The organism is Metallibacterium scheffleri, assembly GCF_002077135.1.
In the GTDB taxonomy this organism is placed as follows: Bacteria; Pseudomonadota; Gammaproteobacteria; order Xanthomonadales; family Rhodanobacteraceae; genus Metallibacterium; species Metallibacterium scheffleri.
In genome coordinates, this window is the sequence record NZ_LDOS01000002.1 from 1852904 (window position 1) to 1876076 (window position 23173).

Here is a 23173-nt window from a genome sequence, read left to right on the forward strand (position 1 = left end):
GCAATCCTTTGGGACAAGGGGTCATGCAGCGCGACGGCACGTGCAGGCCTTGGCCACCCGCGTCCACGCGAGCATCCCGGACCAATCACGACGCGCACCGCGGCCACAGGTGTCTGACTGTCCGATGCGTAAACGAGTTCCTGCAATCACATGCCAAATAGTCGTCTGCATGATTACGAAACCGGCATGTTACTCAGGCCGCAGTGCCGCCGACCGTCATCGCGTCGATGCGCAGGGTGGGCTGGCCGACACCGACCGGCACGCTCTGTCCATCCTTGCCGCAGATGCCCACGCCTTCGTCCAGCGCGAGGTCGTTGCCGATCATGCTGATGCGCGTCATGGCCTCGGGGCCATTGCCGATCAGCGTCGCACCCTTGACCGGCGCAGTGATGCGGCCGTCCTCGATCAGGTAGGCCTCGCTGGCCGAGAACACGAACTTGCCGCTGGTGATGTCGACCTGGCCGCCACCGAAGTTGGCCGCGTACAGCCCTTTTTTCACCGAACGGATGATTTCCTCGTGCGTGTGCGTGCCGGCGCGCATGTAGGTGTTGGTCATGCGCGGCATGGGCAGGTGCGCGAAGGATTCGCGGCGGCCATTGCCGGTCGGTGCCATGCCCATCAACCTGGCATTGAGCTTGTCCTGCATGTAGCCCACCAGAATGCCGTCCTCGATCAGCGTGGTGCAGGCGCTGGGCGTGCCCTCGTCGTCCACGCTCAGCGAGCCGCGTCGCCCCGGCAGCGTGCCGTCGTCGACCACGGTGACGCCGGGCGCGGCCACGCGCTGGCCCATGCGTCCGCTGAAAGCCGAGGTGCCCTTGCGATTGAAATCGCCTTCCAGACCATGCCCCACGGCCTCATGCAGCATCACCCCCGGCCAGCCGGGGCCGAGCACCACAGTCATGCTGCCGGCCGGCGCGGCGATGGCTTCGAGGTTGACCAGTGCGGCATGCACGGCTTCGTCGGCAAGATGTTGCGGGCGGCCGTTGCCCAGCAATTCTTCCAGCGAGTAGCGACCGCCGCCGCCAGCGTAACCCTGTTCGCGGCGGCCAGCGGACTCGACGATGACCTGCACGTTGAGCCGTACCAGCGGGCGCACGTCGGCGGCCAGCGTGCCATCGCTGGCCGCGACCAGCACCGTGTCGAGGCCCGCGGCAAGGCTCACGATGACCTGCTTCACGCGCGGATCGCGCGCGCGGCAGTAGGCATCGAGTTCGCGCAGCACGGTCAGCTTGCGCGTGGTGTCGATGCTGTCGATGGGATCGAGCGCCGGATACAAGCGCCGCGGCTCGCGCAGCGCCAGCGGCTGGCCGTCGCCCTGCCCGCTGCGCGCAATGGCGCGCGCGGCGCCAGCGGCGGCGAGCAGTTGCGGCAGCACGATGTCGTCAGAATAGGCGAAACCGGTCTTCTCGCCGCTGATGGCGCGCACGCCGACGCCTTGCTCGATGCTGTGCTGACCGTCCTTCACGATGCCGTCCTCGAGCATCCAACTCTCGTGGCGCGAATGCTGGAAATACAGATCGGCGGCGTCGACCTGAGGGCTCATGAGTTGCGCGAACACGCGCTGCAACGCCGCGTCGTCGAGATCGCCCGGCGCCAGCAGGCGCTGCTCGGCGAGGCTGAAAACCTGATCCATGGGGAATGCCTGACGCGACGCGCCGGATGAGGAGAGAGACCTGCAACGTAGGGTCAGCGGCGGCGCAGCGCAAGCCCCGCGCGCGCTATGGGAAACCGCTGAACAAGTCCATCCGGGACTTGTCAGCGGGCGCCGCGTCCGGCCCGGGTCCGGACTCGGCTACGTCGCATCAAGCACTTGCACGCTGGATGCGCGACAAGCCATCCTTGCTTAATGCGCCGGCGGCGGGCGGGCCGTGGAGCCGGCTGGTGCGGGATTGATCTTCACGATCAACGGTTTTTCCCAGCTGCCGGTGATCTTGTACGTGGTGGCGCTGGCATGCGCCAGTCCTGAACCCAGCAGACCTTGCAGGGCCAGGCCCGCGGCCGCGCCGACCGGACCGCCGGCCACCGCACCCAGCAACGGCAGCGTGCTGCCGACCTTGGGGGATACGCTGACGATCTGGTCGTAGTCGTGCGCGCGCAGGCCGGTACGGCCATCGACCTTGATATCCGCGGCGGGGCCGCGAATCTCCAGATCATGGGTGACCGCGTTGCCGTTGCCGAGAGTGAAATCGCCCCTGATCGAATCGAACGCCAGGCCTTTACGGAATACGTCGCCGAAATCGAACATCAACCGTCGCGGCAATTCGGCGATCGAAAACAGGCCGAGCAAACGTCCGGCACCGGGCTTCACCTCGAGGATGCGGCCCTCGGTCACGGCGATCTTGAGCGTGCCATCGAGCGCATCCAGCGCGAACGCCGAAGGCGCGCCGGCCCAGCTCGCATCCAGGTGCGCCACGGTACGCCCGCCAGCCACCAGGTTCTGGTAACCCAGCGCTTCGAGCATGTGACCCAGATCGGCGGCGCTGAACTCGATGTTCATCTGCGTGCGGTTGTTCTGCGCATCGCCCATCCAGTTGCCCTGCGCGCGCATGCTGACGTTGGGCGAATGCGAGTCAAGCTGATCGATGCGCAAGCCGCCGGCAATCGGTGTGCTCTGGAAGTTCGCGCTGCCGAACTGCGCCGCGCCGAGATGGAAATCATCCACGCGCAGGTGCAGCGGCGGCAATGACGCCGGATTGACCGCAGCCATCGGCACCGCCGCAGCCGGCGTGCCGGATGCGCCAGCGCTCTCCGCCGGCCAATACAGGCGCTTGAGATTCGCGGTGATGCCGGCGCGCTGCAGATCATCGGGCAGGTTCAGGTTGCCGGCCAGCGTGGGGCCGCTGGCCTGTACCTGCAGACCCTGCGCACTGCTATGCAACTGCAACTGCAAATCCTTGAACACGCGTCCGAACAGCAGGGCATCGGGTGTTTGCACGCTGCCACTCAACGGCCAGCGCGCGCCGCTGCTGTTGCCGGCACTGATCGCGGACCAACCGGAAACATCGAGTTGCGGCGTGCTGCCGGCCAGCACGAGGCCGCCCGCCGCGCCTGCCGGCAACGGCGGCGGCGGCGTGCCACCCAAGCCCAGACTCAGCGCGAAGCCTTGCCCCGCGGCCGCGGGCAGGCGCCCGCTGGCGCTGAGCAATTCTCCGCCGAGCGTGCCGCGCAGGCGCGCGCCAGCGAAAGGCAGGCCGATCTCGAGATGCAGCGGCAGACTGCTGGCGGCGGGTTTGTCCAACGGCGCCGGAAGGTCAAGACGCATGCCGACCAAAGTGGAATCCACACTGAGCATGCGCGTCGCGGCGCCACCGCTGCTGACCGGCATGACCGTACTGACCACGCGCGCGCTGCGGGTGGCGTTGTCGCTGGAACCAGCACTGCCGTTGCCCGCATCGATGCGCAGCCCGAGCGTCACTGGCGCGCTGCCCTGCAGACGCGGCACGTAAACCTGCAGCGCATCGATGCCGCGCAGCAGCGTCGCCGCATCGAACTGCCCGGCGAGGCTGGCCTGCAGCGCGCGTCCCGGCACACCGGTATCCGAGCCCGCGGCGATCGTCAGCGTTGCAGGCGTGCCGCGGAACTCGGCCGTCAACCCGCTGGCGCTGATGCCGCCGCGATTGAACTGCATGGGACCATTGATCTTGCGAATCGCGAGCTGCCACTCGGGCGCTTCGACGCCCACCTGCCTGAGTTGCGCGGTGCCATCGAGCGCGAACTGGTGCACATCGTGCAGTGGCAATACCAGGGTGAAGTTCCAGCCGGCACTGCCACTGATGCGCAGCGGTTTGATCGCATCGCGGAAGTGATTGCTGATCGGGCTCTTGCGCACGAAGTCCAGCAATTGCGGCGCCTGCCCGGTGCCGTTGGCGGACAACGCCAGGGTGATTTCGCCCAGATCGCTGATGCGCGCCAGCGCGTGGCGCAGCGGATTGCCCAGCACGCTGCCCTGCGTGGCGTTCACGGTCAGACCTGCGTTTTCGAACAGCGCGCTGCCGGCCAGATCCACGGCCTGCGGCCAGTGCGGATCGAAATCCAGACCGACTTCGCGGAAGCGCGCCAACGCTTGGAACTGGCCTTGATCGTCATGGAACGGCCAATCGGCGGTGTCACCGCGAAACACCGCGCGCGCGCTCTCCACGCTGCCATTGACCAGAGCGCGATCCAGCCAGGCCACGCCCTTGGGCGACATGATATTGATCGGCCAGAACAGCTTGGCGGCGGCGACGTCGGCGCGGCGCAGCGCAGCGTAGACATCCAGCACGGGCTTGGCCTGTCCAGGGCGCAACAGAATCGTGCCATCCGCGCTGCCGGCGAATTGCGCGGCATCGAAATCCAGCGCGCCGATGCCGACCTTCCAGCCCGCCGCACTGTGCCACGCGGCCAGTGTCGCGCTGAGCGCGGTCAACGCGAACGGGCTGCGGAACACATGCGGATAACGTAGCGTCAGCGACTGCCGTGGCAACTCCAGCGCGATCGCCTCATGGTCGCCGCGCACCACGGCATCGAGTTGATCGATGCCCGGCAGCGAGCCGGTCGGCGCCCAGCCCAGATCATGCACGGCGCCCACGAAACTGTAGGCGCGCGGCCCATACCAGCGCAGGTCGGCATGGTCGATGCGCCCTTGCAGCGCGGCCACGCCCAGCCATTGCGACAGGCTCGGTGGCGTCTGCGGCAACAGCCCGGCCAGTGGCGCCAGAGGTGCCAGTTGCAAGGCCTCGGCCTGCACGCGCAGCCAGGGCTCACCGGCGTGGCGGGTGAACACCGCCTGCACCAGACCTGGAGCCTGTCCACGTGGCGCGGGTGTCGCATAGCGCAGACGCCATAGCGCGCCATCGCGGCGCACATCCAGCGTACCCGTCAGTCGTGATATCTGCGCCGCACGCGCCTGCGCGCCGCTGAGCGCGACATCGGCGACGTCAAATTCAACCTGTGCCTGCTGCAGGCGGCCATCGCGCCAGTGCAGCCAGGCACGCACGCTGCCGTGACCGCGCGTCAACGCATAACCGGACACCAGCACGTCACGCGCCAACTGGCCCAGATCCGCATTGGCCATATCCACGTACAACGCACCCGCATGACCATTGGCGCTGAAGCGCCCGGCCACGTGCACGTCGTGCGTCATGCCGTCACGGCGCAGATTGGCTCCGAAGCGCAACGCATCGTCGCGATCCGAGATCAGCACCGCATCGGCAGTGAAGCCATAGCGCGGCGCCGCGGGACCCGGCTGCACCTCGACGCGCAAATCGGTCAGCTTCAAGTCCACCGGCAGCGAATACAGGCTCTGACCGCCACTGCCCGCCGCGCCGCCGAAGCCGGCGACGTGCCAGCTCCCGGCTGCATCACGCGCCAATTGCAGGTCAAGTCCGCGCGCGCTCAGCTCGATCCAGTGACGATCCGGCCAGAACAGGCGTCCAAAGCTGAAACGCAGCTTGGCCTCGGCCAGGCGCAATAGCGGCGCACCAGTGCGCGCGCCCAGAGTCAGATGGCTCAAGGTCAGCTCAGGGCCACCCGGGCGCCAGATGCCATGCATGCTTTGAAACCGCACCGGCCGCCCCAGCTCGCGCGTCAGCAATGCCTCGACGCGCTGCGGATAACGCGCCGCCAGCGGCAGCAGGATCTGCCCCAGCGCCATGGCGGTGGCCAGCGTGATGACCACCGCTGCGACCACCGCGCCCAGCCAGAAACGCAGGCGCCGATGCCAGCTGCGATGCCGGGGTTTGGGTGTCGCGGTCATCCGCGCTTACAGCAGCACGACATCGAACTGCTCCTGGGTGTAGTGCTCCTCGGGCTGGAAGCGGATGCTCTTGCGCGTGAATTGCTCCAGCTCGGCCACGGCCGTCGATTCCTCTTCAAGAATGCGCTGCACCACGCGCGATGCGGCCAGCACCAGCAACTGGTTGGCTTCGAACTGGCGTACCGCGCGCGTGATCTCGCGAAAAATCTCGTAGGTGACGGTTTCAGCGGTTTTCAGTACGCCGCGACCCGAACACGTCGGGCACGGCTCGCACAGCTGCCGCGCCAGCGACTCGGTGGTGCGCTTGCGCGTCATCTCCACCAGGCCCAGCGGGCTCATCGCGTACACCGTGGTCTTGGCGTAATCGCCAGCCAGCGATTTTTCCAGATGCCGCAACACCTGGCGACGGTGCTCGGGATCGCCCATGTCGATGAAGTCGAAGATGATGATGCCGCCCAGGTTGCGCAGGCGCAGTTGCCGGGCCGCTGCCTGCGCCGCTTCCAGATTGGTGCGGAAGGCGGTGTCCTCGAGATTGCGCGCGCCAAGAAACCCGCCGGTATTCACATCGATGGTGGTCATCGCCTCAGTCTGGTCGATCACCAGATAGCCGCCGGATTTCAGCGGCACGTTCTTGTCCAACGCGCGCTGGATCTCGTCCTCGACGCCGAACAAGTCGAAGATCGGGCGCTCGCCGGTGTAATGCTCGATACGCCCGGCCAGCTCGGGCATGAACTTGGTGACGAACTTGACCAGCTTGTCGAAGGTCTCGCGCGAGTCCACGCGCACTTTTTCCATGTCCTCGTGCATCAGATCGCGCAGCGCGCGCAGTGGCAACGAGAGTTCCTCGTACACGCGTTCGCCCACCTGCGCGCGCGCGATGTTTTCCTGCACCACGCGCCAGACCTTGCCCAGATAGGCGAGGTCGAAAGCCAGCGCGTCCTCATTCGCACCTTCGGCATTGGTGCGCACGATGTAACCCGGCGCGTTCTCGCCGGTGCGCCGTGCGATGATCTCGCGCAGACGCGTGCGTTCATCCTCATCCTCGATGCGCGCCGAGATGCCCAGCGTGTGCGCCTGCGGCAATAGCACCAGGCAGCGCGAGGGGATCGACAGGTGCGCCGATACACGCGCGCCCTTGCTGCCGATTGCGTCCTTGATCACCTGCACCACGATGTCCTGGCCATCGCGCAGCAGCTCGCAGATCGAGGGTAGTGCGGCATGGCCATGTCCGTTGGCGGTGGCGCCATTTGCCGCACCACCGCCCGTCGCAGCCTCGATGCCATCGGCCTGCGCCACGCGCGCGATGTCGGCGGCGTGCAGGAACGCGGTGCGCTCCAGTCCGATATCGACGAACGCAGCCTGCATGCCCGGCATCACCCGCGCCACGCGGCCCTTGTAGATATTGCCGACGTTGCCGCGCCGCGAGGCGCGCTCGAGGTGCACTTCCTGCAGCATGCCGTTCTCGACCACCGCGACGCGGGTTTCGCGCGGCGTGACGTTGACCAGGATTTCCTCGCTCACTCCAACCTCGTCATACCCGTGCTCTGCGCACCGGCGGATTGTTCTGCCTGCTTTATAGCCTTGTGCCGACGCGGCTGTCATGCGCAGCGCAACAGCGCAGCATCGAAACGCGTGCATCGGCTCATTTCTTGGCACCGGCCGGCGGCGCGACGTGCACGCCCGCCGCGCGCAACAGACTGGCGGTTTCATGCAGTGGCAGGCCCATCACCGCGGAATGGCTGCCGGCGAGGTGAGTCACGAAGCTCTCGGCGTAACCCTGGATTGCATAGGCGCCGGCCTTGCCAAACGGCTCGCCACTGGCGACATAGGTGCGCAGGGTTTCCGCATCGAGTGGCGCGAAGCGCACCGTGCTGCGCACCAGGGCACGGCGCTCGCCATCCTCACCCAGCAAGCACAACGCCGAAAGCACCTCGTGCTCGCGTCCGCGCAGACGCTGCAGCATGTCCAGTGCCTCCGCCGCGTCCGCGGGCTTGCCGAAGACCCGGTCATCCAACACCACTTCGGTATCGGCACCCAGCACCCATGCCGACTGCGCCCCGTGCACCCGTGCCCAACCCGCCATGGCTTTGGCGCGCGCCACGCGCTGCACATAATCCGCTGGCGTTTCCCCGGCGTGGCGCTGCTCGGGCACTTCCACATCGAGCGATTCGAAGACGCAGCCCAGCCGCGCCAGCAATTCGCGGCGGCGCGGCGATCGGGAGGCCAGAAACAGGCGCGGCGCGGGATCCATGTGCCGATGATCGCAGCCAGCCCGTGCATGATGGAAGCCGCATGCTTGCGGCACCGGCCAGGTCGGCCGATCGATCGGCGCAGGATCGCGCCGTACGCAGGCGTATACAACTGTGATGTTGCGATGCACAATAGCGCCATGGAAATGATCGAATCCAGGACCATCCTCGACGCCCGGCGTCACGGCCGTCCGCCCGCGCCGGCCATGCAGCGTTTTGCCGCGCAAGCCCCAGTGCACCCTGGCGATGCCGTGCCGGTGCTGACGCGCAACGGCCAGCATGCGCTGTGGCTGCGCAATATTCATGCGCCCGACCAGCCGGCGCTGGAGCGTTTGTTCGCGCGCTTGACGCCGACGGAAATACGCCGCCGTTTTCTGCACAGCCTGAGCGAGCTACCGCCCGGCGCCATGCAGCGTTTGTGCGCGCCTGATGGCACGCTTGAGCAGGCCTGGGTGATCGCCAGCGCCGCGCAGGCTGGCATGGGCGAGCTGCACGGCGTGGGTCGCATGTTTCTCGACACGGCCAGCGCCGGCGCCGAATTCGCCTTGCTGGTGGAACGCGCCGAAGCGGGCCAGGGATATGGCCGACTGCTGCTGCAAAGCCTGATGCAGGCGGCACGCCACGACGGCATGCACGAACTGTGGAGCCACGTCGCCCACGACAACGCGGCCATGCTGCACCTGGCACGCGCGCAAGGCGGTGAACTGGCGCGCGTACCCGGCGATCCCGGCGTGGTGCGGGTGCGCATTCCGCTGTGATGCACGCGCGGCGGGCGACGACGCGCTGCCGGGCACGGCCTCGCCTCATGGCTACACTTGCAGCATGCATTTGCTGCGACTCATCCTGCGCACGAGCGTATTGCTGGCGGCCTGGCCGCTGCTGGCGGGCTGCGCGGCGATCGTGCCGCGCTACGTCGCGCAGCAGATCGAGCACCCCGCACGACCCGAACACACGGTCGTGCACTTCGAGCATAAATTCGCGCGGCATTACATCGGCTTCCGGCGCAGCCAGGTGCGTCTGGCCAACGGCCTGAGCCTGGTCTACTGGTACAGCGCGCCGCGCGCCTTCGACATCCATCAGCACGACCAGCACGGCCGGCATGGCGCGAGCTGGTCGCTCAAGCGCACGGGTATGTCGCTGGCGCCCTATCTGTTGCCCGCGCGCCTGTCCGGCAGGGGCACCGTGCTGCTGCTGCCGGGCTGGAGCATGAACGCGCTGCTGATGTCGCCGTGGGCCATCACCTTCGCGCAATCCGGCTACCACGTGGTGATGGTGGACCTGCCCGACCAGGGCGGCTCATCGCTGGCGCCGCCCGGATTCGGCCCCGCCGAGGCGAACGACTTGCGCGAGCTGGTTGCGCAGCTCGAGCTGGCCGGCGCGATCCGTTACCCGTTGTATCTGTTCGGCGTGTCCTACGGCGCGGACGTGGCCTTGTTCGCGGCGCACCGGCTGGCGCAGGCGCCGCGCGGCGTCATCGCACTGGAGCCGTTCGCCAGCGTCGCCTCGGCGATCCGTCGCGCGCCCGACTCGGGCTTGTTCATACCGCTGTGGCTGGCGCATCTGCTGCTGACGCGCGGCGAAATGGATGCGGCCATCGATCGCGCCGACCGCGCGCTGGGCCTCGACCTGTACACACTGTCGCCGCGCCCCGCGCTGCTGCGCGCGCAGGCATGCGTGCTGATCGTGCGCGGCAGCCGCGACCGGCTGATCGGCGCCCGCGGACTGACGCGCATGGCGCGCGGCCTGCCGCGCGTGCAGTTGCTCACGGCGCGCACGTATGACCATCTCTCGCTGCCGTTCGCCGTGCAGGGATTCGGCGCCGAATTCACGCACTGGATGGGCGCCGTGGCGCAGCAGCCGGCGGAACACTGCCCGGCGTTCAGCCACCACCGCGACTACCCGCCGTTTCTGCTGCGCGCGAATACCATCACGCGCGCGACCTGGCTGAGCCGATACTTCGACCGGCGATTCAGCGGCGCGCTGGCGGTGTCTCAGGTCAACGCCAAGGACTGATCGTCGGCGCCATAGCCACCGGGTACACGCTTGCAGGCCACAGCGACGGCGTCGTGCGGGTGCAGGCTTTCGAAATGCGCCACGCGCAGCCAGAAATCCGCGATGTCCGGCGCGGTATCCAGCGCGTGCTGCAGGCGTCGCGCCGCATCCTCGCAAAACATCAGGTTGGCGGCGTTGAGGCGCGCGAAGGCCTGTTCGTCCTCGCGCCGGACCGCGGTTTGCACGGGCGTGCCGAGCGCGGCTTCAGCGCGATCGATCAGGCTTTCGATGGGCCAGTGCAACACATCGGCGGCCAGGCGCAGACGCAGATCGGCGCGGCTGCGCTGGCTGTGCGGCGTGGCCACCATGCCCTGCTCGCTGCCCAGCCAGGCACGGATCGCGGCGTGATCCAGCGGCGCGTGCGCAGGAAAGTCCTGGGCAAAGCGCTCCGCGATGAGCTGCCGTGCCAACGCCGCCGAACACGGACAGGTCGAGGCGTAAGTGATCGCCACGCCCAGCTCCAGGCGCAACGCACCGCCGCGCTTGAGGCTGCCGGCCAGCGCCAGCGGGTAGTGGCGCAGACCGCTATGGCTGCTGACCAGCGCGGCGCGGCGCAGCGGCAGGTCCAGATTCACCTGCAGCATGGCGCGGCTGGACAAGCCCTCGTGCGAACGCAGGAAGCCTTGCAGCAACGCGTGCAGCAGCGCCGGGGTGAACGGCTGCGTGGCCAGCGCAGCGTCGATCTGCCGGTACAGGCGCGACATGTGGATGCCGCGTGCCTCGCTGACGCTCAGATCGACAAAGGCATCGATGCGCGCGGGCAACTCGCGCAGGCTGCCATCGGCCAGCGGCAGGCGCAGCAGCGCCTCGATGCGTTGCATGCCGACGCGCTCGAGACGCCCGGATACCTCGGGGCCCCGTTCGCAGGCGACATCGGGCATGGCGCGCGGCGCCGGGGTATCGAAGGCCATGGGAAAATCCTCGGGGGCGGGCGTCTTGGACATGAAGCAGGCTATGTGGGGCAGCATGACCGCCGCGTCAAGCCCCGGCGTGCTGGCGTTGCGCACGCGCTGCGCGCCAACAGGCGAAGGCCGCCACCGGCGTCAAGCCCTGGCGCTGGGCCAGCAGGGTTTGCAGCGGCTCGGCGGCGCGCGCCGCGCGCAACAGCGCACGGCGATCGTGCGCGGCTTCGGCGGCACGCAGGCCATTGACCGGGCCTGGCAAATCAACCGCGCCGTGCAGCGCCGCGGCCAGCGCCGCGCACTGCTCGGCCAGCGCCGCGGCGCGCGCGGCACCGGGTTGATCGAGCTGGGCGCGCGCCAGCGCATGCCGTGCCAGGCTTTGCATGGGCAGCGGCAAGCGCCCCTGCGCCGCGCGCTGCGGCGTTTGCAGCAGTTCGCCGCCCAGATGCTGCACGGCCAGCACGCGACGCGTGCGCGCGCAGTCAGCCGGCACCCCGAACACGAATGCGCACTCGATGCGCGCGAACGGCTCGGCCAGCGCCTCGGCAGCCTGCAATTGCGCGGCGAAATCGGCGCTGGCGGGGGCCTCGAGCGCATGCAGCACTGACACGGCAGCCTGCGGCCACAGCGTCACGGGTACGCGCACGGCACGCGCATCGGTGGCCAGCGCAAGGCTCAGCGGATGTCGCGCGGCGGGGGTGCCGAATGCGGCCAATTCCTCGACCCACCACGCCAACTTGGCGCCAGCCACCTGCGGCGCGGCATTCGCGTGCAGGATGCCAAACAGCTCGGCTTCCAGCGCCAGCAGCAGCGGGACGCCGCTTTCATCGGCGGGCAGAAAACGCAGCGCCAGATCGCGCAATGGCCGCGCCGCGCGCCATTGCTGCACGAAACTCGCCGCGGCCGCGCTGTTCATGCCGGCAAGCCAAGCGTGTGGGCCAGCTCGGCACTGGACTGCACCAGCGCATCGGGGCTCCAGTCGGCGGGATTCTCGCCGCTGCTGTAACCCCAGCCCACGGCGATGGTGCGCACGCCCGCGGCGCGGCCGGCCTCGACATCGCGGCGATCGTCACCGACAAAGGCAGTGGCGGCGGGCGCAATGCGCAACGCCGCGCAGGCATGCAGCACCGGCGCCGCATCGGGCTTTTTCTGTGTCAGCGTATCGCCGCACACCACCACGCCGGCGCGTGCGGCAAGGCCGATGCGCTGCAGCAGTGGCAGGGTCAACGCGGCGATCTTGTTGGTGACGATGCCCCACGGCAGCCCGGCCTGTTCGATGCGCGCCAGCAACACCTCCATGCCGGGAAACAGGCGCGAGTGCTCGGCCAGCATGCCGGCATAAATCTCCAGATAGCGCGGCAGCAGCGCGGCGATGCGCGCGGGCGCGGCCTGCGGCCAGGCCGTACGCAGGATGGCGCTGCCGCCCGCGGAGACCACGGCGCGCACGCGCGCATAGTCCGGCATGACCACGCCCTGCTCGCCGGTGAAAACAGCCAGCGCGGCGGCCAGATCGGGCGCGCTGTCGAGCAGGGTGCCATCGAGATCGAACAGCACCCCGGCGCAACGCGGCGCGGCCGCGCTCATTCCGGCTTGCGCGCCAGCGCGATGTAGTTCACGTCCACGCGCGAGCTCACCCAGGCGCGACGCATAAAAGGCGCATAGCCCAGCCCGGCCAGTTCGAGCAGTTCCAGCCCGGCCGCGCGCAACATGCCGGCCAGCTCGCTGGGGCGGATGAAACGCGCGTAGTGGTGCGTGCCACGCGGCAGCAGGCGCAGCAGGTATTCGGCCCCGACGATGGCGCCAGCGAACGCTTGCGGCGTGCGATTGAGCGTGGACAGCACCAGTTTGCCGCCGGGCTTGAGCAGGTCGGCCAGCGCCTGCACCAGCGCGGCGGGATCGGGCACGTGTTCGAGCAACTCCAGGCAGCACACGGCGTCGCGGCTGGCCGGCTCGCCGTGCGCCAGCGCCTCGGCGGATTGCACGCGGTAATCCACCACCAGGCCGGACTCGTACAAGTGCAGCCTGGCGACTTCGATCAGCTCGGGGCTCAAATCGATGCCAAGCACCTGCGCGCCACGCGCGGCCAGCGCCTCGGACAGCAGACCGCCACCGCAACCGATATCGGCGACGCGCGCGCCCGGCAACGGCACCCGCGCGGCGATCCACGCAATGCGCACCGGATTGAGATCGTGCAAGGGCCGCGCCTCGCCATTCGCATCCCACCAGCGCGCGGCATGACTGGCGAACCGGCTCAGTTCGGCGGGATCGGCGTTGGGCGTGGCTGAGTTCATGGCGTGGCCTGCGATGTCAGATGGCGGCGATGCGCTGGCGCCAGTGGCGCGCGCGCTGTAGCAGCGCGCCGTGATCGAGGGTGGTCAGCACACCCTCGCGCAGCAGGGCGCGGCCGTCGATCCACACATCACTGACTTGGCTGCGCGGCGTGGCGTAGACCAGCTGCGAGACCACGTGATACAGCGGCTGGGTTTCCAGCGCGTCCATGCGCACGGCAATCAGATCGGCGCGCTTGCCGGGCTCGATCGAACCGGTGCGTGCATCCAGCCCCAGTGCGCGCGCGCCACCCAAAGTCGCGGCATGCAGTGTGCTGGCCGCGTCCATGGCGCTGGCATCCTGCGCCACGCCCTTGGCCAGCAGCGCCGCCGTGCGCATCTCGCCGAACATGTCGAGGTCATTGTTGCTGGCACAGCCGTCGGTGCCGATGGCCAGGTTCACGCCAGCGCGGCGCAATGCCTCGGCCGGGCAGAATCCGGAGGCCAGCTTGAGGTTGGACTCGGGGCAATGCACCACCGACACGCCGGCCTGCGCGCATTGCGCGATCTCGGGCTCGGTGAGCTGCGTCATGTGCACCGCGATCAGGCGATCGTTGAGCAATCCCATGCGCTGCAGGCGCGCCAGCGGACGCTGGCCGTGCTCGCGCAGCGAGTCGCTGATTTCCTGGGCGGTTTCGTGCAGGTGCAAATGCACCGGCAGGTCGAGCTGGTCGGCGAGCAGGCGCACGCGCGCGAAGCTGGTATCGGCGACGGTATACGGTGCGTGTGGCGCGAACGCGGCGCTGATCAGCGTGTCGCCGCGCAGCGCATCGGCCAGCTCGCAGGCACGCGCGAAATACTCATCCGGATCGCGCGCCCATGCGCTGGGAAACTCGATGATCGGCAGCCCGACCACCGCGCGAAAACCATGCGCGCGATACGTGGCCGCGGACACATCCGGGAAAAAATAGTTTTCGTTGGCGCAGGTGGTGCCACCACGCAGCATCTCGGCGATGGCCAGCTCGGTGCCGTCGCGCACGAACTCCGCTCCCAGCACGCGCGCCTCCACCGGCCAGATGTGTTCGCGCAGCCAGGTCATCAGCGGCAGATCGTCGGCGAGACCGCGCAGCAGCGTCATCGGGTTGTGCGTATGCGCGTTGACCAGGCCCGGCAGCAGCACATGCTCGCCCAGCTCGACGTGCTCGGCAGCGCGGTAGCGCGTCTGCGCCTCGGCCTGCGGCACCAGCGCGACGATCTCACCCCGATGCACGGCCACGGCGTGATGCTCGAGCACCACGCCACGCGGTGCCACCGGCACCACCCAGCGCGCGCTGAGCAGCAGGTCGATGGCCTGGAGCGCGGCATCGCTCATCGCAGGCTTATTTCACCCGCCCGACATATTCGCCAGAGCGCGTATCGACCTTGATGATCTCGTCCTGGTTGACGAACAGCGGCACGCGCACCACGGCGCCGGTTTCCAGCTTGGCCGGCTTGCCGCCGCCGCCGGAGGTATCGCCGCGCACACCCGGATCGGTCTCGACCACCTTCAACTCGACGAAATTGGGCGGCGTCACCGTCAACGGCACACCGTTCCACAACGTGACGATGCACATTTCCTCGCCTTTCAGCCATTGCGCGGCATCACCGACCTGGGTCTTGTCGGCGGTGTGCTGCTCGAAGCTGTCCGGCTGCATGAAATGCCAGAACTCGCCATCGCTGTACAGATACTGCATGTCGCTATCGACCACATCGGCGCCCTCGAGCGATTCATTGGCCTTCATCGTCCTCTCGACGGTACGTCCATTGCGCAGGTTGCGGATGCGGATACGCGTGAATGCCTGACCCTTGCCGGGCTTGATGAACTCGGCCTCGACGATGGTGTAGGGGTCATTGTCAAGAATGATCTTGAGGCCGTTCTTGACGTCGTTGAGTCCGTAGCTGGCCATGCGTGCTCCGAAACGTGAGGCCGCCTGCGGGCGGCGTGCAGATAGAATGCGGTGTGGCGCCGGGCTGGCCCGGCACTGGGATCGTCAATGATAGCGGCAAGCAGCACGCGCCCGCAGCCACGCTGGCAGACACTGTGGCGCGAGTCGATCACCGATGCGCAAGAGTTACTGGGTCTGCTCGATCTGGCGCATCTGGCCGGCAGCCTGCCTGCCGCCGATGCCGGATTTTCGCTGCGCGTGCCGCGCGGCTTCGTTGCACGCATGCGCCGCGGCGACCCGCACGATCCGCTGCTGCTGCAGATATTGCCGCAACTGGCCGAATGCGACCGCCGTTCCACGGCGCAGCTGGACGCGGTCGGCGATGGCGCCGCGCGCGCCGCGCGCGGGGTCATCCACAAATACCACGGACGCGCGCTGCTGATCGCCAGCGGCGCCTGCGCGGTGAATTGCCGCTACTGCTTCCGCCGCCATTTCCCCTATGCCGAGGAAACCGCCGCCGCGCAACATTGGCGCGACGCCGTGGACTGGCTGCGCGCGCATCCGGACATTGACGAGCTGATTCTGTCCGGCGGCGATCCATTGTCACTGGCAACCGCGAAACTGGCGGAATTGACCGACGCGCTGCGCGATCTGCCGCAGCTCAAACGCCTGCGCCTGCACACGCGCCTGCCGGTGGTGCTTCCCGAGCGCGTCGATGCCGAGCTGTGCGCATGGCTGGCCAGGCTGCCCTGGCCGGTGGCCATCGTGCTGCATGCCAACCACGCGCAGGAGCTGGACGCTGGCGTGGCCGCAGCCTGCGCGCACCTGCGCGCGGCTGGCGCGCAACTGCTCAATCAGTCGGTCCTGCTCAAGCAGATCAACGACTCGGCCGATCGCCTCTGCGCGCTCAGCGAGCGCCTGTTCGCCATCGGCGTGCTGCCCTACTACCTGCACCAGCTCGATCGCGTGCAGGGTACGCTGCATTTCGAGGTGGACGATGCGCATGCACTGCAATTGATCGAGAGTGTGCGCCAGCGCCTGCCCGGTTACCTGCTGCCGCGCCTGGTGCGCGAAGAGCCCGGGCAACCCGCCAAAACCGCTTTGCAAGGCCCGTGATGCGTTTCCCAACATCCGTCTCGCGCATGCGTCAGGCATGGCAATGGCATCCTGCTTGCGGTAAAAGCCGCAGCATGGCATCACGCCCATGCAGAGCATGCGTGGATCGTACACTGCGCATAACCATTCGACACATGGAGGTGTCACCGCGACGGGCGCACCCATGCCTGTTGCGGCCAGGGTGGCGCGGCTCTGCCGTGATGATTCGTCAGCAAACCGCGGCGGGATGCCTGGTTTCGCACAAGAACCCAAGGCCGGATGCATGAAGCAAGACTCCGTCATCAAGATCCTATTCGTCGCCGATGTGCTGGAGCACGCTGAGCAGATCATCAGCCAGTTGCGCAACGGCGGCATCGCCGTGCGCCCTGCGCGGGTGGGCAACGAAGCCGAGTTTCTGGCAGCCTTGGACAGCCTGGGTCCGGACTTGGTGCTGGCGGTTCCCGGCGCACGCGATCTGGCCTTGGCGGATGTGGCGCGCCTGATTGGCGCCAGCGCGCGCGACATCGCGCTGGTGGCGCTGCTGGACCACATCGATGCCACCACCCTGGCCCAGGCTTTTCGCAGCGGCGCGCGCGCCGTCGCGCTCGCCGGCAATACCGAACAATTGCGCGGCATCGTGCTGCAGGAAGCGGAAGCGCTCAGCGCGCGCCGCGCGGTGCGCCGCCTGGAAGCCGCGTTGCGCGAGGCCAATCGCCGCTGTGACGCACTGCTGGATTCCTCGCGCGACCCGATCGCCTACGTGCACGAGGGCATGCACGTACGCGCCAATCAGGCCTACCTCGAAATGCTCGGCTTTGAGGAATTCGCCGAGATCGAGGGTCAGACCCTGCTCGATCTGGTCGCCGAGGACGGCACCGAGGATTTCCGCGGTCTGCTCAAGCGCCTGTCGCGTGGCGAACCGCCACCGGCGCGGCTGGACCTGCGCCTCAAGCGCGCCGATGGCGGCGTATTCGATGCGCTGCTTGAGTTCTCGCAGGCAGCATTCGAGGGCGAGCCCTGCCTGCAGATCATCGTGCGACGTCAGGTCGTGGATAAGTCGCTGCTGGAACAACTGCAGCGCGACATCGTGACCGGGCTCTACAATCGCACCCATTTCATCGATCTGCTGGGCAGCGCAGTCACCGAAGCAGGCAAGGGCCGCAACGATCAGGCCGTGCTGCTGCTGGAACCCGACCATTTCGCTAGCGTGGTGGATCGCGTCGGCATCAGCAACGTCGATACGCTGCTGCGCGGCCTGGTGGAGCGCATCCAGGGCGTGCTTGCCCCCCCCGACATCGCCGCGCGGTTTTCCGACCACGGTTTCGTGATCCTGCTGCGCGGCCGCCCGCACGAATCGGTGCAAGTGCTGTGCACGGCGCTGCTGCAAGCGATCAATGGTGCCATCCTCGATCTCGGCAATCACTCGCTGGCGATCACCGCCAGCATCGGTGGCAGCCTGATGGGCGAGAAAAACGCCAATACCGCGGCCGCGCTCGACCAGGCCGGCAACATGCTGCGCAACGCGCAGGGCGAGGGCGGCAATCGCTTTGCCCTCTACGACCCGGCCGCACAGGAGCGTGCCGAGGCCGACAAGGACAAGCGCTGGCACAACCTGCTGCGTGACGCGCTGGCGCATGGCCGCTTCGTGATCTTCCACCAGCAGGTGATCGCCTTGCTCGGCAGCGAGGGCAGCATCAGTGAATTGCTGCTGCGCATGGATGGTGCGCAAGGTCTGGTACTGCCGGGGATTTTCATGCCGGTTGCCGCGCGCCACGGCCTGCTGCCGGCGATCGATCGCTGGGTGCTGCGCGAGGCGATTCGCTTGCTGAGCTCGTCCGGATTCTCGCAGCAGAGTTTTTTTGTCAAGATCTCGACGCCCAGCCTACTCGATGAAAAACTGGCCGACTGGATCGGCGAGAAGCTGCGCGAGTCCAGTGTCGACGGCCAGCACCTGATTCTGGAGTTCCAGGAAAACGAGGTGGTGACCAACCTCAAGCACGCGCAACGTTTCAGCCAGCAGGCGCGCGCGCTGGGTTGTCGCCTGGCACTGGAGCGTTTTGGTGTCGGCCTCAACTCATTCCGGTTGCTGGATCACGTCGACGCCGATTTCCTCAAACTGGATCGCAGCTTCGTCAACGACCTGGCGCGCAATACCGAGAATCAGCGGCGCGTGCGCGAGATCGTGCAGCAGGCACAGGCGCGCGGCAAGGAAACCGTGGCCGAGTGGGTCGAGGACGTCAACAGTGTGTCGCTGCTGTTTGCCGCGGGCGTCAGCTACGTGCAGGGCAATTTCCAGCACGAACCCGAGCGTCTCGCCAGCTGAAAGCCACGCCGGTGGAAGCGCGGCGCAGACACCGCCAAGCCCGCACGACGCGCGTGCGGGCTTGGCGGCAAATCAGGCATCAGGCGCAAGCGGTCACAACCCGCTGGCAGGAATCAGCCAAGTCAGCATCAGTCGCGCGCGGCGACGTCTTCCTTGATGCGCGCGGCCTTGCCTTCCAGCTCGCGCAGGAAGTACAGCTTGGCGCCACGCACCTTGCCGCGGCGCTTGACCTGCACCGAATCGATCGCGGCGCTGTGTGCCTGGAACACGCGCTCGACACCGGTGCCATGCGAGATCTTGCGCACCGTGAAGGCCGAATGCAGGCCGCGATTGCGCTTGGCGATGACGACACCCTCGAAGGCCTGCACGCGCTCGCGGTTGCCTTCCTTGACCTTGACGTTGACCACCACCGTGTCGCCCGGCGAGAACTCGGGCAGGGTGCGCGTCATCTGGGCCTTTTCGAATTGTTCAACGATCTTGTTCATGACATGGGTCCTGGGTTCCGTAGTGCATGCGCCGACAATGAGCGCCTAGCCTAACGCCGCCAGTCGCTCGCGGCGAAATTCGTCCAGCAGTTGGCGTTGCTCGGCATCGAGCACGCGTTCCGCCAGCAGGTCCGGGCGCCGCAACCAGGTGCGCCCCAGCGCCTGTTTCAGACGCCAGCGGCGGATGGCCGCATGATCGCCCGAAAGCAGCACCTGCGGCACATCACCCAGCGCGTCCCGCTCGGGCCGCGTGTAATGCGGACAGTCCAGCAGACCGTCCGCGAAAGAATCCTGTGCTGCCGACTCGCTGTGGTTGAGCACCCCAGGCAACAGGCGCCCGACCGCATCCAGCACGACAGCAGCAGCCAATTCGCCGCCCGAGAGCACGAAGTCGCCGAGCGAGATTTCCTCGTCGACCGCGTGCTCGAGCAAGCGCTCGTCCACACCCTCGTAGCGCCCACACAGCAACAACAGGCGCGGCATCTGCGCGAACTGCGCGACGCGCGCCTGGGTGAGCCTGCTGCCCTGCGGGCTCAGGTACACCACCGGCGCTGGTGTTGCCGCTGCGGCCTGCGCTGCGGCAAGCGCCGCGCGCAAAGGCTCGATCAGCATCACCATGCCCGGCCCGCCACCGTAGGGACGTTCGTCCACCCTGCGGTAGGCATCGCTGGCGTAATCACGCGGGTTCCAGGTGCCGAGCTCGAGCAGCCCGCGCGTCTGTGCCCTGCCGATCACGCCCAGTGCCGCGCTCTGCTGCACGAATTCGGGAAACAGCGTCACTACATCGATACGCATGTCCCGCTCCGTGATTCAGAACGCCGGATCCCAGTCCACCACGATACGGCCGGCGGCCAGATCCACTTGCTGCACCCACTGTCCGGGCACGAACGGCAGCAACCGCTCACGCTCGGCATCCCGCACCACCATCACATCGTTGGCGCCAGTCGAAAGCAGGTGACTGACCTTGCCCAGCGATACGCCTTCGAGGGTGACGACCTCGAGTCCTTCGAGATCGGCCCAGTAAAACTCGCCCTGCGCCAGTGGCGGCAACGCAGCACGCGCCACGCTGACTTCGGCATCCATCCAGGCAAGAGCCGCATCACGATCCAACACCCCGGGCAGGCTGACGATCAACGCCTTGCCCTGCACTCTGCCGTTGATCCGCTTGAGTTCGATTTCGCGGCCGTCGGCAGCCTTCAGGCGCCAGACCCGGTAATCGAAAATCCGCTCGGGCGGCGCGGTGTACGAAAACAGCTTGAGCTCGCCGCGCAATCCGTGCTGGCCAACGACGCGGCCCAGCACAACCCAGCGTGTTTCGCTCAAGCAGCTTGCCGCGAAGCTTCCTTGACCAGCACGCGCACCTTGTCGGACAACTGCGCGCCCTTGGCCACCCAGCCCTGCACCCTGGCCACATCCAGCTGCAGACGCTGCTCGCCGCCGGCAGCCATCGGATTGAAGAATCCGACGCGCTCGAGGCTGCGGCCATCGCGCTTGTTGCGCTGATCGGTGACCACCACGTGGTAGAACGGGCGACCCTTGGCGCCGCCGCGCGTCAGTCGAATCTTGACCATGAGGAACGAAACTCCCAGTGACACCGAGCCCGCTCGACAGAAGAGGGCGTGGAAAAGCCGTGCATTGTAAACATTCCCGGCGCAAATGAAAGCCCCCACCGACGCCGTGGCGGTCTCTGGCGGCTTTGCCGGTCGTCACGCAGAGCGTCCATTTGACGGGCGGGGTCGCCTGCGGCGGGGTGCCACCCCTGCCGCACCCGGCTTGCAAGCCGCACCATACTCTGAAGTATGATTCAAACGCTCGTTCGAGGTTCGCCATGAAGCGTGCGCTCATCCCATTGCTCGCCGTGCTGCTCCTCGCCGGCTGCGCCACGACCCGCCCGATCTTTCCGCCCGCGGCCAGCGTGCAGGAAATCCGCCAGCAAGCCGATGGCCGCTGGCGGGTCACCGTGCGCCTGCAAAACTATGCCCTGCGCAGCATGCGCTTCACCCGTCTGCAACTGCGCCTGGGCATCGCCGGACATCCGGCCGGCGCGATCGTCACAACGCCGGATATGGACATCGCCGCGACCGGCTCCGATGTCACCGTGTTCACCCTGCGACCCGACGCCACGGCGCGCGCCGCGCTGCTGGCCGACACCGCCGGCAACATCGCCTACAGCCTCGACGGCAGCGTGCGCGCCGGGCCCGAGCCTGCGGATCAGCACGACTATCCGCTGATGCATCTAGGTTACCTGTCGCCAGTGCCCGGCCTGCCGGATGCTTGGCGCTGAGCCAATTCCCGCCTCTCCCGAGATCAAACCATGACCCAGTACGCCGCCCCACTCGATGACATGCGTTTTGCCCTTTATGACGTGCTGGATGCCGAGCAGGTGCTGAAAGCACTGCCACGCGGCGAGGCACTGAACCGCGAACTGTTCGACGCCGTACTTGATGAAGCCGCGCGTTTCAGCGCGCACGTGCTGGCACCGCTCAACCAGGGTGGCGACGCCGAGGGCTGCCACTACGACAAAGACAGCGCCAGCGTGACCACGCCCAAGGGCTTCAGGGACGCCAACGCACAGTTCGTGGCCGGCGGCTGGGCCGGTCTGACCGCGCCTGAGCAGTACGGTGGCCAGGACCTGCCCGAGACCATCGGCGCACTGGTCAAGGAAATGCTGGACTCGGCCAATCTGTCGTGGAGCAACTATCCGCTGCTCTCGGCCGGCGCCACGGAGGCACTGCTGCAACACGGCGAGGAATGGCAGCGCGAGGTGTTCCTCAAGCCCATCGTCGCCGGGCGCTGGACCGGCACCATGTGCCTCACCGAGCCGCACTGCGGCACCGACCTGGGCCTGCTGAAAACACGTGCCGAACCGGCGCCGGACGGCAGTTACCGCATCAGCGGCACCAAGATCTTCATCACCGGCGGCGAGCAGGACCTGAGCGAGAACATCGTGCACCTGGTGCTGGCACGCCTGCCCGACGCACCCGCCGGCACCAAGGGCATCTCCATGTTCGTGGTGCCCAAATTCAAGGTGGCGCGCGACGGCACGGTGGGCGCGCGCAACGCCGCCGCCTGCGGCTCGATCGAGCACAAAATGGGCATCAAGGGTTCGTCTACCTGCGTGATGAACTTCGATGGCGCCGAGGGCTATCGGGTCGGCCCGCCGCACAAAGGCCTGATGGCCATGTTCACCATGATGAACGCGGCGCGGCTGGCAGTGGGCATCCAGGGCCTGGGGCTGATCGAGCGCGCCTACCAGAACAGCCTGGCCTACGCGCGCGAGCGCCTGCAGATGCGCGCGCTCAGCGGTGCCAAATTCCCCGACAAGCCCGCCGACCCCATCATCGTGCACCCCGATGTGCGGCGCATGCTGCTGACGCAGAAGGCCGTCGTCGAGGCCGGGCGCGTGCTGGTGCTGCACGCCGCACTGCTGGGCGATACGCAACTGCGCAGCACCGATGCCGCGCAGCGCGCGCTTGCCGAGCAGGAGCTGTCGTTCCTGATTCCGATCTGCAAGGGCCTGCTCACCGAACTGTCCAACCAGTGCACCTACGATGCCATGCAGATTCTCGGCGGCCACGGCTACATCGCCGAATGGGGCATGGAGCAGTTCGCACGCGACGCGCGCATCACCACCATCTACGAGGGCACCACGCAGATCCAGGCGCTGGATCTGCTCGGGCGCAAGGTGTTCCAACTGCAAGGCGCGGGACTCAAGCTGTTCCTCGAGCGCATCGCTGCGTTTTGCCAGCAGCACGCCGACAACGCGCAACTGGCCGAGTTCGTCGGCCCGCTGGCCAAGCTGGCGCAACAGTGGGGCGAACTGACCCAGCGCATCGGCGTTGCTGCCGCGGGCAACCCCGATGAAATCGGCGCGGCGGCCGTGGACTATCTGTTCTACAGCGGCTACATCACCCTCGCCTTTTTCTGGGCGCGCAGCGTGGCGAGCGCCGATGCCGGCACGCGCAGCGCCGAATTCAAACAGGCCAAACGCGCCACCGCACGCTTCTACTACCAGCGCGTGCTGCCGCGCACCGAGGCGCACGCCAGCAGCATGCGTGCCGGCGCCGCCAGCCTGATGGACTTGCCGGAAGCATTGTTTGGCTGAGCCATTCGCAACTGGCGCGACGGGAATATCCGCGCG

Annotated in this window: 20 protein-coding genes; 6 read left to right on the forward strand and 14 right to left on the reverse strand. The window is 67.5% G+C overall.

All coding sequences use genetic code 11. The annotated features are described in order from the left end of the window. Window positions 1-193 precede the first annotated feature (193 nt). The 4 genes from tldD to Mschef_RS13860 form a co-directional block, all read right to left on the reverse strand. Entirely contained in the window at window positions 194-1633 is a 1440-nt protein-coding gene (gene tldD, locus Mschef_RS13845) for a metalloprotease TldD (RefSeq protein WP_081129460.1), read from the reverse strand. Window positions 1634-1843: 210 nt separating this feature from the next. After that, window positions 1844-5734: a YhdP family protein gene (locus Mschef_RS13850; protein WP_081129463.1), complete on the reverse strand. Its 3891-nt coding sequence runs from the start codon at window positions 5732-5734 to the stop codon at window positions 1844-1846. Between the two features lie 6 nt (window positions 5735-5740). Beyond that, entirely contained in the window at window positions 5741-7255 is a 1515-nt protein-coding gene (rng, locus tag Mschef_RS13855) for a ribonuclease G (protein WP_081129466.1), read from the reverse strand. A gap of 121 nt (window positions 7256-7376) precedes the next feature. Further along, window positions 7377-7985 carry a Maf family protein gene (locus Mschef_RS13860; RefSeq protein WP_081129469.1) on the reverse strand — a complete coding sequence of 203 codons (609 nt, stop codon included), beginning with the start codon at window positions 7983-7985 and terminating at the stop codon, window positions 7377-7379. A gap of 138 nt (window positions 7986-8123) precedes the next feature. Between Mschef_RS13860 and Mschef_RS13865 the strand changes: the two genes are divergently transcribed. Next, window positions 8124-8741, forward strand: coding sequence for a GNAT family N-acetyltransferase (locus Mschef_RS13865; RefSeq protein ID WP_168708796.1), 618 nt, complete (start codon window positions 8124-8126; stop codon window positions 8739-8741). A gap of 64 nt (window positions 8742-8805) precedes the next feature. Next, window positions 8806-9996, forward strand: coding sequence for an alpha/beta fold hydrolase (locus tag Mschef_RS13870; protein WP_081129476.1), 1191 nt, complete (start codon window positions 8806-8808; stop codon window positions 9994-9996). On the opposite strand, the gene folE2 is transcribed toward Mschef_RS13870, so the two are convergent. From folE2 to efp, 6 genes are read right to left on the reverse strand one after another with little or no spacing between them, the layout of a single operon-like run. Next, window positions 9975-10979: a GTP cyclohydrolase FolE2 gene (gene folE2 / locus Mschef_RS13875; protein ID WP_242426524.1), complete on the reverse strand. Its 1005-nt coding sequence runs from the start codon at window positions 10977-10979 to the stop codon at window positions 9975-9977. The genes Mschef_RS13870 and folE2 overlap by 22 nt on opposite strands. Before the next feature lie 34 nt (window positions 10980-11013). Then, entirely contained in the window at window positions 11014-11853 is an 840-nt protein-coding gene (locus Mschef_RS13880; protein WP_081129481.1) for an isoprenoid biosynthesis enzyme family protein, read from the reverse strand. Further along, complete coding sequence (gene gph / locus Mschef_RS13885; RefSeq protein ID WP_081129484.1) at window positions 11850-12521, reverse strand: phosphoglycolate phosphatase; 672 nt, start codon at window positions 12519-12521, stop codon at window positions 11850-11852. The genes Mschef_RS13880 and gph overlap by 4 nt, the downstream gene beginning before the upstream one ends. Beyond that, window positions 12518-13228: a bifunctional 2-polyprenyl-6-hydroxyphenol methylase/3-demethylubiquinol 3-O-methyltransferase UbiG gene (gene ubiG, locus Mschef_RS13890; protein ID WP_081129487.1), complete on the reverse strand. Its 711-nt coding sequence runs from the start codon at window positions 13226-13228 to the stop codon at window positions 12518-12520. Before ubiG ends, gph begins: the two co-directional genes overlap by 4 nt. Before the next feature lie 16 nt (window positions 13229-13244). After that, window positions 13245-14576, reverse strand: a complete 1332-nt coding sequence (locus Mschef_RS13895; protein WP_081129491.1) for a TRZ/ATZ family hydrolase — start codon at window positions 14574-14576, stop codon at window positions 13245-13247. A 7-nt stretch (window positions 14577-14583) separates the two neighbouring features. Further along, window positions 14584-15150 carry an elongation factor P gene (gene efp, locus Mschef_RS13900; RefSeq protein WP_081129495.1) on the reverse strand — a complete coding sequence of 189 codons (567 nt, stop codon included), beginning with the start codon at window positions 15148-15150 and terminating at the stop codon, window positions 14584-14586. Between the two features lie 87 nt (window positions 15151-15237). Here efp and epmB point away from each other — a divergent pair, with 87 nt between their 5' ends. Beyond that, window positions 15238-16245 carry an EF-P beta-lysylation protein EpmB gene (gene epmB / locus Mschef_RS13905; protein ID WP_081129499.1) on the forward strand — a complete coding sequence of 336 codons (1008 nt, stop codon included), beginning with the start codon at window positions 15238-15240 and terminating at the stop codon, window positions 16243-16245. Between the two features lie 262 nt (window positions 16246-16507). Beyond that, window positions 16508-18547 carry an EAL domain-containing protein gene (locus Mschef_RS13910; RefSeq protein WP_081130051.1) on the forward strand — a complete coding sequence of 680 codons (2040 nt, stop codon included), beginning with the start codon at window positions 16508-16510 and terminating at the stop codon, window positions 18545-18547. A 128-nt stretch (window positions 18548-18675) separates the two neighbouring features. On the opposite strand, the gene rplS is transcribed toward Mschef_RS13910, so the two are convergent. From rplS to rpsP, 4 genes are read right to left on the reverse strand one after another with little or no spacing between them, the layout of a single operon-like run. Continuing rightward, the gene (gene rplS / locus Mschef_RS13915) at window positions 18676-19032 is read right to left on the reverse strand and encodes a 50S ribosomal protein L19 (protein WP_081129502.1); all 357 of its coding nucleotides are present in this window, start codon (window positions 19030-19032) and stop codon (window positions 18676-18678) included. 45 nt (window positions 19033-19077) lie between these two features. Beyond that, window positions 19078-19827, reverse strand: coding sequence for a tRNA (guanosine(37)-N1)-methyltransferase TrmD (trmD, locus tag Mschef_RS13920; RefSeq protein WP_081129505.1), 750 nt, complete (start codon window positions 19825-19827; stop codon window positions 19078-19080). 15 nt (window positions 19828-19842) lie between these two features. Continuing rightward, on the reverse strand, window positions 19843-20355 hold the full coding sequence (gene rimM, locus Mschef_RS17780; RefSeq protein ID WP_081129509.1) for a ribosome maturation factor RimM: 513 nt from the start codon (window positions 20353-20355) through the stop codon (window positions 19843-19845). Then, window positions 20352-20603, reverse strand: coding sequence for a 30S ribosomal protein S16 (gene rpsP / locus Mschef_RS17785; protein ID WP_081129512.1), 252 nt, complete (start codon window positions 20601-20603; stop codon window positions 20352-20354). The genes rimM and rpsP overlap by 4 nt, the downstream gene beginning before the upstream one ends. A 257-nt stretch (window positions 20604-20860) precedes the next feature. Between rpsP and Mschef_RS13935 the strand changes: the two genes are divergently transcribed. Together Mschef_RS13935 and Mschef_RS13940 are read left to right on the forward strand one after the other, a co-directional pair. Next, window positions 20861-21316 (forward strand): lipoprotein, encoded by a 456-nt coding sequence (locus Mschef_RS13935; protein WP_081129517.1) that lies wholly within the window; start codon window positions 20861-20863, stop codon window positions 21314-21316. A gap of 30 nt (window positions 21317-21346) precedes the next feature. Next, window positions 21347-23137, forward strand: coding sequence for an acyl-CoA dehydrogenase C-terminal domain-containing protein (locus Mschef_RS13940; RefSeq protein ID WP_081129520.1), 1791 nt, complete (start codon window positions 21347-21349; stop codon window positions 23135-23137). The last annotated feature ends 36 nt before the right edge of the window (window positions 23138-23173 follow it).